The sequence below is a fragment of the Microbacterium sp. Mcb102 genome (assembly GCF_024519805.1).
Classification (GTDB): Bacteria; Actinomycetota; Actinomycetes; order Actinomycetales; family Microbacteriaceae; genus Microbacterium.
Map to the genome: position 1 here is coordinate 131,913 of NZ_JALJRG010000006.1, position 13,581 is coordinate 145,493.

The 13,581-nt window shown below is 68.8% G+C and carries 12 protein-coding genes and 1 tRNA gene; 8 read left to right on the plus strand and 5 right to left on the minus strand.

Translation table 11 applies throughout. The features are described from left to right. Window positions 1-95 precede the first annotated feature (95 nt). Together OC372_RS15025 and OC372_RS15030 are read right to left on the minus strand one after the other, a co-directional pair. Window positions 96-1,487, minus strand: a complete 1,392-nt coding sequence (locus tag OC372_RS15025) for an HNH endonuclease signature motif containing protein (RefSeq protein ID WP_262002555.1) — start codon at window positions 1,485-1,487, stop codon at window positions 96-98. A 124-nt stretch (window positions 1,488-1,611) separates the two neighbouring features. After that, complete coding sequence (locus OC372_RS15030; RefSeq protein WP_262002556.1) at window positions 1,612-2,460, minus strand: spermidine synthase; 849 nt, start codon at window positions 2,458-2,460, stop codon at window positions 1,612-1,614. 56 nt (window positions 2,461-2,516) lie between these two features. On the opposite strand from OC372_RS15030, the gene OC372_RS15035 reads away from it, so the two are divergent. The 5 genes from OC372_RS15035 to OC372_RS15055 all read left to right on the plus strand — a co-directional run bounded on the left by OC372_RS15035 (window position 2,517) and on the right by OC372_RS15055 (window position 8,963). Next, entirely contained in the window at window positions 2,517-4,340 is a 1,824-nt protein-coding gene (locus OC372_RS15035) for an ABC-F family ATP-binding cassette domain-containing protein (RefSeq protein ID WP_262002557.1), read from the plus strand. 40 nt (window positions 4,341-4,380) lie between these two features. After that, window positions 4,381-6,150, plus strand: coding sequence for a Na+/H+ antiporter (locus tag OC372_RS15040; RefSeq protein WP_262002558.1), 1,770 nt, complete (start codon window positions 4,381-4,383; stop codon window positions 6,148-6,150). Window positions 6,151-6,251: 101 nt separating this feature from the next. Further along, complete coding sequence (locus OC372_RS15045; RefSeq protein WP_105710915.1) at window positions 6,252-7,163, plus strand: MetQ/NlpA family ABC transporter substrate-binding protein; 912 nt, start codon at window positions 6,252-6,254, stop codon at window positions 7,161-7,163. Window positions 7,164-7,260: 97 nt separating this feature from the next. After that, window positions 7,261-8,304, plus strand: a complete 1,044-nt coding sequence (locus tag OC372_RS15050; protein ID WP_262002559.1) for a methionine ABC transporter ATP-binding protein — start codon at window positions 7,261-7,263, stop codon at window positions 8,302-8,304. Further along, a complete protein-coding gene (locus OC372_RS15055; protein ID WP_091030955.1) occupies window positions 8,304-8,963 on the plus strand; it encodes a methionine ABC transporter permease in 660 nt (219 codons plus the stop codon). The genes OC372_RS15050 and OC372_RS15055 overlap by 1 nt, the downstream gene beginning before the upstream one ends. On the opposite strand, the gene OC372_RS15060 is transcribed toward OC372_RS15055, so the two are convergent. The 3 genes from OC372_RS15060 to OC372_RS15070 are packed head-to-tail and all read right to left on the minus strand — an operon-like array spanning window position 8,950 to window position 10,892. Further along, the gene (locus tag OC372_RS15060) at window positions 8,950-9,873 is read right to left on the minus strand and encodes a pseudouridine synthase (RefSeq protein ID WP_262002560.1); all 924 of its coding nucleotides are present in this window, start codon (window positions 9,871-9,873) and stop codon (window positions 8,950-8,952) included. The two genes, OC372_RS15055 and OC372_RS15060, sit on opposite strands and share 14 nt — an antisense overlap. A 19-nt stretch (window positions 9,874-9,892) precedes the next feature. After that, a complete protein-coding gene (locus OC372_RS15065) occupies window positions 9,893-10,387 on the minus strand; it encodes a MarR family winged helix-turn-helix transcriptional regulator (RefSeq protein ID WP_262002561.1) in 495 nt (164 codons plus the stop codon). A gap of 7 nt (window positions 10,388-10,394) precedes the next feature. After that, window positions 10,395-10,892, minus strand: a complete 498-nt coding sequence (locus OC372_RS15070) for a GNAT family N-acetyltransferase (protein WP_262002562.1) — start codon at window positions 10,890-10,892, stop codon at window positions 10,395-10,397. Window positions 10,893-11,018: 126 nt separating this feature from the next. Here OC372_RS15070 and OC372_RS15075 point away from each other — a divergent pair. From OC372_RS15075 to OC372_RS15085, 3 genes are all read left to right on the plus strand, one after another. Continuing rightward, window positions 11,019-11,090, plus strand: a tRNA-Gln gene (locus OC372_RS15075). A gap of 1 nt (window position 11,091) precedes the next feature. Next, window positions 11,092-12,522 (plus strand): bifunctional UDP-N-acetylglucosamine diphosphorylase/glucosamine-1-phosphate N-acetyltransferase GlmU, encoded by a 1,431-nt coding sequence (glmU, locus tag OC372_RS15080; RefSeq protein WP_262002563.1) that lies wholly within the window; start codon window positions 11,092-11,094, stop codon window positions 12,520-12,522. Between the two features lie 7 nt (window positions 12,523-12,529). Next, complete coding sequence (locus tag OC372_RS15085; RefSeq protein WP_262002564.1) at window positions 12,530-13,564, plus strand: ribose-phosphate diphosphokinase; 1,035 nt, start codon at window positions 12,530-12,532, stop codon at window positions 13,562-13,564. Window positions 13,565-13,581: the final 17 nt, after the last annotated feature.

The window sequence follows — 13,581 nt, forward strand, 5'->3', positions numbered from 1 at the left end:
GCAGCATCCTCGGGCCGTCCGGACCTTCGGGTTCGGGCGGCCCGTTCGCTGTGTCCCGCTTCCGGTCGCCGTTTCCTGCTACCGAGTGTCACCGTTCAGAACGGAGCGGGCACTGTTGAATCGGTGAACGTCACCGTGTTCTGGGGAGGCGGTCGGTCGATGTACGAGCGCCCGGTCGGACTCGTCCACTCCAGCACGCCGCCCGCACGTTGCTCGACGTGCCAGGGGGAGTGGTGTTTGAGCATGTGATGTCGTCGGCAGAACGCCGCGAGGTTCACATCTGTGGTCGCGCCCCCGGTCGAAGCCGCGTGATTGTGGTCGAGATCGCACTTCCGCGCCACGATCCCGCACCCGGGGAACCGGCACCGCTGATCCCGCGCGCGCAGATGTCGCCGCAGTTGCTCGCTCGGCCGGTATCTGTCGACAGCGAGCAGCGCGCCGGAGATCGGATGCGTCAGCACACGATCCCAGCCCATGGCCGAGCCGGCCAGCCTGCGGGCGGTGGTGATGTCGATCGGCGTCGTGCCGTCGAGCAGGGCAGGCGGGAGGACGGACGGCAGGGAGCCGCCGGAGCGCCCGCATCCGACATCGCCGGGCGTGCGCACGAAAGCGGCGGCATCCGGAACATCGCGGTCATCGTCCATCAACGACATCAACGACATCACCGGCACCGAGACCTCGACGCGGGCGCGGATCTCGCCGAGCAGTCCATCGGTCGTGTCGTGTCCTGCCGGCGTGCCCGTGAGCAGGAGGTCGGCGAGCAGGTCGGCACGCAACTGGTCGATCGTGCGCTCGTCTGCCGGAGGTCCATCGGAGCCGGCACTTCTCGCCGCGTGGGCATTGTCCTTTTTCACCGCATGCGCCATCTGCGAGAGCCGGTCGAACATGCCGTGGATGAGCGCGGCCGGGCCGCGGGTGCCGAGCTCGGCCATCCCGTCGTCGAGATCTCTCGTCCACACGCGGCGGCCCTTGCGCGCCTCGCGGTGCCGTTCGCTGACCGGGCGCTCCTGGAATCGTTCGGCCAGGCGCCGTGCGAGCCGTCGCAGCCGGTTCGGGGACTCGGTCTCGGCGATCGCCACCGCCTCGGTGGCATAGGCCTGTCGGTCGGCCGCATCGTCGAGGTGGGCGCCCGCGTCGACGATCACCCGCGCATGCGCGCCACTGATGCGCCCCGCGCCCTGTGCCTCCCACACCGAAGGGAAGCGCTCGACGAGCCAGGAGGCCTCGGCCATCCGTCGCTCGATCGTGCGGTCGCTCAGGTGCTGCGCGGCGCCGATCTCGGCCGCCACCGTGCGGATCGCCATGTCGCCATGATCGGGATGCGCAGCCTCCCTGGCGATGTCGATAGCCAGACGCCCGGCCATCGCGAGCATGCCGTCTCTGGCCGCGTGCATGCTGCTCAGCGTCGCTTCTGCCGCCTCGAGCGACGCCACCAGATCGGCGAGCATCGCCATCTGGGAGTCGGTCGCGTGGAGCAGTGCTGTCATGACTTCAGTCCATCACGGACCACCGACATTCGAAACTATGTTCACCGGGATTCCGGCATCCGATTCGGCCGTTGTCTCCGCCCGTTGTCGCAGCCCGACGGACCGGGCCCCGTCGGGCTGAGCGCTAATCCCAGATGGGGTCGTCGGGGTCGGGGGAGTCCGTGCCGTCGGCGTCGGTCATGATGCGTGCGTCGGCGATCCACGACGTCAGCGAAGCGTCGTGCAGCATGTGCGGTCGCGGTGCGCCGAGCAGATCGGGGTTCGTCACGACGTCGAGTGGCGCATCGCTGGCGAAGACGACGACGTTGCCGAGTGGTCCTTCGTCATCGTCCGGTTCGGCGTCGAGGACGACGGCGACGTGATCGAACACGGTGCGCAGGGTGGCTGCCTGTCGCCGTGAATACTCGAACGGATGCCCGTCGAGCAGGTTCACGGCCACGACGCCGTCTGCGGCGGAGCGCGCGGCGACCCGGCGGTAGAACTCCTGGCTGGCCACATGATGACGGATGACGGCGGCATCCCAGAGGTCGACCACGGTGAAGCGGGCATCCGCCCACTCGTCCGGGAGCTCCGCGTCGGCGACCGCTCGCGCATCGCCGAAGATGACCCGCACATCAGCGCCCGGGGGCAGGGGCAGCGCGGCGATCACCGCGTCGTAGAGAGCGGGCTCGAACTCGACCACGAGCTGGGGTGAGCCGGCACGCGTGGCCTCGACATAGCGGGCCAGCGTGAGTGCTCCGGCTCCCAGATGCACGGTGAACAGCGGTGCACCGGGCTCGGCCGCGGCATCCATCGCCCTGGCGATGTGCTGGGTGTAGGCGTATTCGAGTTCGGTGGGATCCGTCATCGACACGACGGACTGCGGGATCCCGTCGACGCTGAGCTCGTAGCGACCTGGTCGCCTTCGCGATTGCACCAGCTTCGCCTTGCGATCGTCGAGCATGAGCGAGAACACCCGGCGTTTACTTGGCACCCGTCGATTTTAGGCTGGCCGCCGTACCCATCGCGCGCGGCTACCCTGGAAGGAACATGGCACATCTTCTCGGGGCTGAAGCCCTGCACCTCGAATATCCGACCAGGGTCGTCTTCGACTCCGTGACCCTCGGCATCGAAGAGGGTGACCGCATCGGCATCGTCGGCCGCAACGGCGACGGGAAGTCCAGCCTCCTCGGCATGCTCGCCGGCATCAAGGAGCCGAACTCCGGCCGCGTCACGGTGCGCGGCGGCACGCGGATCGGCGTGCTCGACCAGGCCGACAACCTGCCGGACGACCTCACGATCAGCGCCGCCGTCGTCGGCGACACCCCGGAGTACGAGTGGGCGGGCGACGCGCGCATCCGCGACGTGATCGACGGCCTCCTCACCGATCTGCCGTGGGATGCCGAGATCGGCTCGCTCAGCGGTGGCCAGCGGCGCCGGGTGTCGCTCGCGAAGCTGCTCACCGGCGACTGGGACGTCATCGCCCTCGACGAGCCCACCAACCACCTCGACGTCGAGGCGATCACGTGGCTCGCCGCGCATCTCAAGAAGCGCTGGTCGCCGAACTCGGGCGCGCTCCTGGTCGTGACCCACGACCGGTGGTTCCTCGACGAGATCTGCACCGAGACCTGGGAGGTGCACGACCGCATCGTCGAGCCCTTCGAGGGCGGCTACGCGGCGTACATCCTGCAGCGCGTGGAGCGCGACCGGATGGCAGCGGCGACCGAGGCGAAGCGCCAGAACCTGGCCAAGAAAGAGCTCGCCTGGCTCCGGCGCGGTGCTCCGGCCCGCACGGCGAAGCCGAAGTTCCGCATCGACGCGGCCAACGAGCTCATCGCCGACGTGCCCGAGATCCGAGACAAGGTGTCGCTGCAGTCGCTGGCCGTCTCGCGCCTCGGCAAGGACGTGGTCGACCTGCTCGACGTCGGCGTGACCTACCCGACGGCGGACGGCGGCGAGAAGGTCGTGCTCCGCGACATCGAGTGGCGCATCGCGCCGGGGGAGCGCACCGGCATCCTCGGGGTGAACGGCGCCGGCAAGTCCACACTCCTCGGGCTCATCTCCGGCACCGTGGAACCCACGGTCGGCCGGGTCAAGCGCGGCACGACCGTGAAGGTGCAGACCCTCACCCAGCGGCTCGACGAGCTCACCCAGCACTGGAAGGACCCGGTGCGCGTGATCATCTCGGGGCTGCGCACCTCGTACACGATGGGTGCCGGCTCGAAGGCGCAGGACCTCACGCCCGGTCAGCTGCTCGAGCGCCTCGGGTTCGACTCCGCCCAGCTCTCCACCCCGGTCAAGGACCTCTCGGGTGGCCAGCAGCGCCGTCTGCAGCTGCTGTTGGTGCTGCTCGACCAGCCGAACGTGCTGATCCTCGACGAGCCGACCAACGACCTCGACACCGACATGCTCGCCGCCATCGAAGACCTGCTCGACTCCTGGTCGGGCACGCTCCTGGTCGTCAGTCACGACCGGTACTTCCTGGAGCGCGTCACGGACCAGCAGTACGCGATCCTCGACGGCCACCTGCGGCACCTTCCCGGAGGCGTCGACGAGTACCTGCGACTGCGCCACCTGCAGGCGTCGGCGGGCTCGAAGCAGACCGCGACGTCGGCAGCTACGGCGACGGCGACGGCAACCGCCTCAGGTCTCGACGGTGCGGCTCTCCGCACAGCGCAGAAGGAGATCTCCTCCCTCGAGCGGCGCATCCAGAAGCTGACTCAGCAGGTCAATGCCGCCAAGACCGCGCTCGCCGATCACGACCAGGCCGACTACGCGGGACTCGGCGATCGCATGAAGAAGATCAGCGATCAGCAAGCCGAGATCGAGGAGTTGGAGCTGCGCTGGTTCGAACTCACCGAGGAGATCGGCTGACCGAGGAATATCCTTCTCCTGACGCTGTTGGGAGGTAGGGATGGAAGGCCTCGAAGTAACGGTCCTGCTCGGACTCACGATTCTCGTCGGAACCCTGATCGCCCCGCGCGTGCGTCTCGCGCTGCCCCTCGTCCTGGTCATCTTCGGACTGCTGCTCGGCTTCATCCCGCCGCTGCGTGAAGTGCAGCTGCCGCCGGAGACGGTGCTGCTGCTGTTCCTCCCGGTGATCCTGTTCTGGGAGAGTCTCACGACGTCGCTGCGCTCGATCCGCCGCGACTTCCGCTACATCCTCCCGATGAGCACGGTCCTCGTGGTCGCGTCGGCGTTCGCGGTCGCCGGCATCGGCGTGCTGTTCGGGATGCCGTGGGAGATCGCGCTCATCCTGGGAGCGGCGGTCGCACCGCCGGATGCCACGGCCGTCGCGGCGCTCGGTCGCCTGCTGCCGCGCCGCACATTCATGAAGCTGAAGGCCGAGAGCCTCACCAACGACGGCACGGCGCTCGTGCTGTACGCGATCGCGGTGTCGCTCGCGCTCGGCGGCCAGATCACACCGCTCTCCGTGACACTCGACGTGCTGATCTCCTACGTCGGCGGGATCGCGGCGGGCGTCGTGATCGCCGGCCTCGGATACCTGCTGCTGCGGCGCACATCCTCGACGATCGTGATCAACGTGGCGCTGCTGCTGATCCCGTTCACGGCGTTCCTCGCTGCCGAGATGGTGCACGCCTCCGGCGTTCTCGCGGTCGTCGTCGCCGGGCTCATCGTCGCCTACGTGTCGCCGCGCGTGACGACGGCGTCCTCCCGCCGACAGGCCGATGCGGCCTGGCCGTTCGGAGTCTTCCTGCTCAACGGCGCGCTGTTCGTGCTGATCGGCCTCGAGGTGCAGTACGTCGTGCACGAGATCTCGGCGGCGGCGATCGGCCGGCTCGTGCTGATCACGCTCGCGGTGTGGGCGACCCTCCTGGTGGTGCGCTACGTGTTCCAGGTGCTGAACGTGCTCTTCCAGCGCCAGACCGGTGGGCGTCCGGCGCGGGGAGCCCGGTCGCGGGCGCGCGTCGTGTCGACCATGGCCGGCATGCGCGGTGCGGTCTCGCTCGCGATCGCGCTGTCGGTCCCCGCCACGATCACCGAGGGCGGGGTGGTGTCCGGACGCGACGAGATCGTGTTCGTCACGGCCGGAGTGATCATGCTGAGCCTGCTCGTGCAGGCCCCGCTGCTCCCCGCGCTCGTGCGCTGGGCGCGGTTCCCCGTCGATCATGTCGAGGACGAGGAGTACGAGCTCGCCGAGCGGGCGATCTCGGGTGCGGCGCTCGCAGCCCTCGACGACCTCGCCGCCGAGCACGGCATCGGGCAGGAGGTCCGCGACCGTGTGCGCACCGAGGGCTACGCGATGCTCGAGTTCGCGAACGCGCGCACACTGGCGCGTGAGCAGGCGATCGTCGACGCCGAGGCCGACGCACTGGACGAGATGCTCGACGAGCCCGATCCGCTGAGCGCCGGAACCGCTGATCCGCCCGAAGAAGATCCGGCACCGAGCGGGGGAGTGGATCAGGCCACGGGGCCCGATGGCACCGACGGGACGGTTCTGCAGATGATCGCGACCTCAGCCGACGTCGACCTCGCGCAGCGCTCGCCGCTGATCCGGCACGAGGAGCACACGCGCCTCAAGCTCGCCCTCATCGACCGCAAGCGCGAGGTGCTCCTGGGGTTGCGCGGTGCGGGGACGGTCGACGACCTCGTCGTGCGCCGCATCTCGGCCCGCCTCGACCTCGAGCAGGTGCGTCTGCAGGGGATCGAGGAGTTCGACTGACCCGCACCCGAGCGGGCTGTGACGCCGTGTGACGACTCGATTCCGCACGTTCGATGGCGCCTGCCTAACGTATTCGAGTCCCCAAGAGAGGAACTCCTTCCATGTCACGCCGCACCACTTCCGTCATCGCCGCGCTCGCCGCGGTCCCGCTCTTCGTCGCACTCGCAGGCTGCGCGACGGCATCCTCCGAAGCCGGTTCCGGCAGCGCGGGCTCGACCGAGGACGAGGTCGTCAAGATCGGCGTCGTCGGCAAGGGCGACGAGCAGTGGCCCGCATTCGTCGATGCCGCGGCCGAGGAGGGCATCACCGTCGAGCTGGTCGACTTCGGCTCCTACGAGCAGCCCAACCCGGCGCTCACCGAGGGCGAGATCGACCTCAACCAGTTCCAGCACATCGTGTACCTCGCGGAGTACAACAACGCCTCGGGTGCGGACCTGACCCCGATCGGGTCGACCGCGATCTACCCGCTCGGCCTGTACTCGACCAAGTACGACGATGTGAAGGACATCCCGAAGGGCGAGACCGTCGCCGTCCCGGACGACGCCTCGAACCAGGCCCGCGCGCTGAACGTGCTGCAGCAGGCCGGCCTCATCGAGCTGAAGAGCGGTGGCACCCCGTACTCCGACCTCGCCGACGTGGACACTGAGAAGTCCGAGGTCAAGGTCAAGGCGCTGGAGGCCGCGATCGTCCCGACGTCGCTGCCCGACGTCGCCGCCGCGATCATCAACAACGACTTCGTGGAGCCGGCCGGCCTCTCGTTCGAGGACGCTATCGCCCAGGACGACCCCGAGGATGCCGGCGCGCTGCCGTACGTGAACATCTTCGCCGCGCGCGCCGATGATGCCGACAACGAGACGTACCTCAAGCTCGTCGAGATCTTCCAGACGAATGAAGATGTCCAGAAGGGTCTGCTGAAATCGTCGGGCGACACCGCCGTGGCGCTGCAGACCCCGGTCGAGGACCTCGTCGCGTCGCTCGAGAAGGTCCAGAAGGACGCGGACTCGAAGAAGTAGGACGACGGGGAAACCACCCTTCGTCCGATGAGGGAGAATCGGGTGCCGCGAGAAGCGTCACCCGATTCTTCGTTCCCGTAGCAGACCGGAGCAGCCCATGCCGATCGTCACCCTGACGAACGTCTCCAAGACCTACCCGCCCCGCACCCGTGAGGGGTCAGAGGTCGTCGCCGTGGACGACGTCAGCCTCGAGATCGAGAAGGGCGACGTCTTCGGCATCATCGGATACTCGGGCGCCGGCAAGTCCACGCTCGTGCGGCTGATCAACGCCCTCGAGCCGGCCACGAGCGGCACCATCACGGTGGACGGCGTCGACATCACCGCGCTCAAGGAGAGCGAGCTGCGCAGGGTCCGCGGCGGCATCGGGATGATCTTCCAGCAGTTCAATCTGTTCTCCTCGCGGAGCGTCAGGGCCAACATCGCCTACCCGCTCAAGCTCGCCGGCTGGTCCAAGGACGACATCGAGAAGCGGGTCGCCGAGCTGCTGTCGTTCGTCGGCCTCGCCGACAAGGCCAAGGCCTACCCCGAACAGCTCTCGGGCGGTCAGAAGCAGCGCGTCGGCATCGCACGGGCCCTCGCGACGGGCCCCGCGATCCTCCTCGCCGACGAGGCCACCAGCGCCCTCGACCCGCAGACCACGCACGAGGTGCTCGACCTGCTCAAGCGGGTCAACCAGGAGCAGGGCGTCACGATCGTGATCATCACGCACGAGATGGACGTCATCCAGACCATCGCTACCAGGGTCGCGGTCATGGAGAACGGCCGCGTGATCGAGCACGGCGACGTGTTCGACGTCTTCTCCGCTCCGCAGAACCCGGCATCCCAGCGCTTCGTCGGCACGGTCGTGAAGGGCGTGCCGTCGCCGGCCGAGCTCGCGGTGCTTCGCGAGCGTCACCGCGGCCGCCTGGTGACGTTCTCGTTCCGCGACGGCGACTCGTCGCAGGCGCAGGTGTTCCTCGATCTCGCCGGCGCGGGCCTCGACTTCGAGCTCGTGTTCGGCGGCATCAACGACATCCGCGGGCGCGCCTTCGGGCACCTGACCCTCGCGATCCGGGGTGACGCCGCGGCGATCGACGGCGCGCTCGCCCGCATCGCCGAACGCGTCGAAGTGACCGAGATCGCCGGAGAGGAGGCCCGCTGATGGAGCGTCTGAACGAACTGTGGCCCGAATTCTGGGCGGCCGCACTCGAGACCCTGTACATGACGTCGTTCGCGCTGGTGCTCGGCGGCATCCTCGGGCTGGCGATCGGCATCATCCTGTACGTCACGCGCCCCGGTGGCCTCGCAGCGAACCGGGTCGTCTCGGTGCTCGCGAACCTCGTCGTGAACTTCTTCCGCCCGATCCCGTTCATCATCTTCCTCGTGGTCGCGCAGCCGCTGGCGCGCGCGGTCGTCGGCGTGGGTATCGGTACGACCGCCGGGGCCTTCATCATCGGTCTGGCTGCCGCGTTCGCGATCGGGCGCATCGTGGAGCAGCACCTCGTCTCGGTCTCTCCCGGAGTGATCGAGGCGGCGCGGGCGATGGGTGCCGGTCCGTGGCGCATCCTCTTCACCGTGGCCATCCCGGAGTCGCTCGGTCCGCTCATCCTCGGCTACACGTTCATCCTCGTGGCGTTGATCGACATGACGGCCATGGCGGGCCTCGTCGGCGGCGGCGGGCTCGGTGCGTTCGCGCAGATCTACGGCTTCCGGCAGTTCGAGCCGCTCGTCATGTGGGCGGCGATCGTCCTGATCGTGGTGTTCGTTCACCTGGTGCAGATGCTCGGCACACGCCTCGCCCGCAAGGTCATGCGTCGCTGACGGGTGCTTCCTGCAGGGTGCGGCGCGTGGTGAACACCCGGTCCTGCCCGCTGATCGGGTCCACGAAGCGCAGCTCGCGCGCCAGCAGCTGCAGCGGTCGGTCGTAGTCGTCCGGCCGATCTTCCTGCAGCTCGGGGTAGAAGCGGTCGTTCAGGATGCCGATGCCGAGGGCGGCGAGATGCACCCGAAGCTGGTGCATCTTGCCGCTGTGCGGACGCAGCAGCGTGTGCACCACGCGGTCGTCGGCACGGATCAGCTCGACCAGGGTCTCGGAGTTCGGCTCCTTGGACTCATCGACCTGCACGCGCACCTGACCGCGGAGCTTCTCGATGTTGTTGCGGTACACGACGGGAAACGACGGGAGCGTCCCGTTCTCTGGGAGCTCGGAGACCGCCTCGTAGACCTTCTGCACCTGCCGCTTCTCGAAGAGCAGCTGGTAGGCACCACGGGTGGCGGGGCGCGTCGAGAACATCAGCAGCCCGGCGGTGGCGCGATCCAGCCGGTGGATCGGCGCGAGGTCGGCATTGTCGAGCAGATTGCGCAGCCGCACCAGCGCGGAATTCTGCAGGAACTTGCCGCCCGGCGTGGTGGGCAGGAAGTGCGGCTTGTCGACTACGACGAGATGGTCGTCCTGGTGCAGGATCTCGATCTCGAACGGCATCCGGGTCTCGACGGCGGGTTCGCGGTAGTACCAGACGAACTCGACGCTGCCGAGTGCGGCGTCGCGGGGAACGGGAGAGCCGTCGGCCCGCACGATGTCGCCGCGGTCGAACCGCTCGAGCAGACGCTCGGGATCGAGGTGGAAGAAGCGCTCGACCATGTACGCGGCGACCGTGGGCCAGGCACCGGTGAGCGGCACGTGTAGCCGGGTGGCTCCCACGCCGTCGCGCACCGGGAGGGGAGAGGGCATGCCCATCAGGCGCGGCCCCTCACGTGTCGAAGCTCAGACTCAGCTTGCGCAGCAGTCCGGCGAGGCGATCCCGGTCCGAGCGGGAGAGCGCCTGCAGCAGGTCGGCCTCCACGTCGACGAGGCGGGTGATGGCCGCGTCCACGCGGATGCGTCCGTCGTCGGTCAGCGTCACGAGCACACTGCGCCCGTCGCCGGGGTCGGCCTCGCGGCGCACGAAGCGGCGGCCGACCAGTCGGTCGATCCGGTTGGTCATCGTGCCGCTCGAGACCAGGGTCTGCTGCAGCAACTGCTTAGGGGAGAGCTGGAACGGCGCGCCTGCGCGGCGCAGGGCCGAGAGCACGTCCCACTCCCAGTGCTCCAGGTCGCTGCGACGGAACACGTCGCGGCGGGCGCGGTCCAGATGGCGCGAGAGGCGGTCCATCCGCGAAAGCACCTCGAGGGGTGAGAAGTCGAGGTCGGGACGCTGCGCGTTCCACGCGCCGACGATCCGGTCGACCTCATCCACCTCGCTCATCCGCCCATTATCGCGTGTGCGCGTCGGGGGTGACGGACACCACGGGCAGCTCGAGGGTCATGAAGGCGCTGTACGGGTCGGGGAGGTAGCGGCCGAACGGGCCTGACTCGCGGAAGCCCGCCGCCGCGTACATCGCGCGTGCCGGGATGAAGAAGTCGTCGCTGCCGGTCTCGAGCGAGAGTCGACGGATGCCGCGCTCCTGCGCGTCGGCGAGGAGGAACGCCAGCATCGATTTCCCGAGTCCGCGGCCGCGCAGGGCCGGATCCGTGCGCATCGACTTGAGCTCCTCGTGGCCGTCTTCGACCGTGGCCAGCGCGCCGGTGGCGGCCGGGCGGCCGTCGATCGAGCCGGCGAACAGCCGGACGCCGGGCGCGAGCAGGCGCTCGAAGACCAGCGCATGACGGCTCTCCGCGGGCGCGGTGTGCTCCAGCTCGGCGTGGTGGGCGACCAGGAATTCTGCGAGGGCCGGGGTCGCCGTCTCGACCCTCTCGATCACGATGCTCATGGTGTCAGCATTCCAGAGCAGTGTTTCCGAACCATGACGGCGCAGGGCGGCCGTCATCCGCGCACATCGGAACACAGGCCGGAGCATGGCAGACTTGACCCCGCGGTGCCCTCCTGGGCGGCGCGGTCCGCCGTGGTGTAATGGCAGCACGACAGCCTTTGGAGCTGTTAGGTCTAGGTTCGAGTCCTGGCGGCGGAGCATGACTGGGAACAATCTCGCCATCATCGTCCTCGCTGCAGGCCAGGGCACGCGCATGAAGTCGCGTCTGCCCAAGGTGCTGCACCCGATCGGCGGGCGCCCTCTGGTGGGGCACGTGCTCACCACGGCCGGGCGGCTGCAGGCCGCGCACGTCGAGGTGGTCGTGCGGCACGAGCGCGATCAGGTGGTCGCCGCCCTCACCAAGGACTACCCCGACGCGGTGTTCGTCGACCAGGACGACGTACCCGGAACCGGGCGGGCCGTGCAGGTGGCGGTCGACGCGCTCCCCGAGGACTTCGATGGCGACGTGCTCGTCCTCTCCGGAGACTGCCCGCTCGCCGACGCCGACACCCTCTCGGCATTCGTGGCGGAGCACCGCGCGTCGGGCGCTCCGGCGACGCTGATGACGGCACTGCTCGACGACCCGACCGGTTACGGCCGCGTGGTCCGCGACGCCGACGGCGGTGTCGACCGCATCGTGGAGCAGAAGGACGCGAGCGCCGAAGAGGCCGCGGTCCGCGAGATCAACGCCGGGATGTACGTGTTCCGCGCCGAGACCCTGCGCACCTACCTGCCGCGGGTCGGCGTCGACAATGCACAGGGCGAGATGTACCTGACCGACGTGCCGGGGATGCTCCGTCGCGACGGCGACCGGGTGGCGGCATCCGTCGTCTCCGACATCGCGGTGACGTTCGGGGTGAACGACCGCGCACAGCTGGCCGAGGTCGGTCGCCTGCTCAACCAGCGCATCGTGCGCCGCTGGCAGCTCGAGGGCGTCACCGTCATCGACCCGGCCACCACCTGGATCGACGACGACGCGAAGCTCTCGCCCGACGTCACCCTCCTGCCGAACACCCACATCCTGGGTGCCACGGTCATCGCCTCCGGCGCCGTGATCGGACCGGATACGACCCTCGTCGACTGCGAGGTCGGCGAGGACGCGACCGTCCGTCGCACCGACGCCACCCTCGCCGTGATCGGCGCGGAGGCCACCGTCGGCCCGTTCTCGTTCCTCCGGGCCGGCACGGTCCTGGGCGCCAAGGGCAAGATCGGCGCCTACGTCGAGACGAAGAACGCCGAGATCGGCGAGGGCAGCAAGGTCCCGCATCTCTCCTACGTCGGCGACGCCACGATCGGCCGCGGTGTCAACCTCGGTGCGAGCACCATCACGGCGAACTACGACGACGTGAACAAGCACCGCACCGAGATCGGCGACGAGGTGCACACCGGCTCGCACACGGTGCTCGTCGCGCCCGTTAGGCTGGGAGCTGGCGCGAAGACCGGCGCCGGCGCGGTCGTCCGCAAGGATGTCCCGGCCGGAGCGCTGGCCATGACCGTCGCACCCCAGCGCAACATCGAAGGCTGGGTCGCGAAGAACAGAGCAGGGACGGGCGCGGCGGATGCTGCGTCCCGCGAGAATTCGGCGGAATAGGCGGAGCATGGCGCGCAAGAAGAAGACGGTCGATCTGGATCGCGACAACGGCGTGGCTCCCGGCATCATCGCGAAGACGAAGAAGCGACTCGTCGTCGCGGGCGGGCGCTCGCACCCTGAGCTCACGGCGGCCGTCGCCGAGGCGCTCGGCACGGAGATCGCCCCCGTCGAGCACCGCACGTTCGCCTCCGGTGAGATCTACGCCCGCTTCGAGGTCTCGATCCGCGGCGTCGATCTCTTCCTGATCCAGACGTTCGGCGAGCCGGTCAACGAGTGGCTCATGGAGACGCTCATCATGATCGACGCCGCCAAGCGCGCGTCGGCGAAGCGCATCACCGTCGTGGCGCCGTACTACCCGTATTCGCGTCAGGACAAGAAGGGCCGCGGACGCGAGCCGATCAGCGCCCGCCTCGTCGCCGACCTGCTGAAGACCGCCGGTGCCGATCGCGTCATGAGCGTCGACCTGCATGCGGCGCAGATCCAGGGCTTCTTCGACGGACCCGTCGACCACCTGTTCGCCAAGCCCGTGCTGCTGGATTACTTCCAGCGCACGCTCTCGCCGGCGGACCGCGAGATCCTCACCGTCGTCTCGCCCGACATGGGTCGTGTGCGCGTCGCCGACACCTGGTCGGACAGCCTCGGTGCCCCGCTCGCCATCATCCACAAGCGTCGTGACCCGAAGGTGGCCAACCAGGTCTCGGTGCACGAGATCGTCGGAACCGTCGAGGGGCGCACCTGCCTCCTCGTCGACGACATGATCGACACCGGTGGCACGATCGTCAAGGCGGCCCAGGCGCTCAAGGCGGCCGGGGCGCACCGTGTGATCGTCGCGGCGACCCATGCGATCTTCAGCGACCCGGCATCCGATCGCCTGCAGGACTCGTCGATCGACGAGGTCGTCATCACCGACACGATCCCGCTCACCGAGTCGCGTCGCTGGGACAACCTCACGATCCTCCCGATCGCGCCGCTGCTCGCCCGCGCCATCCACGAGGTCTTCGAAGACGGCTCCGTGACGAGCATGTTCGGTGGCGACGCGTAACGCATCGTCACGGCACA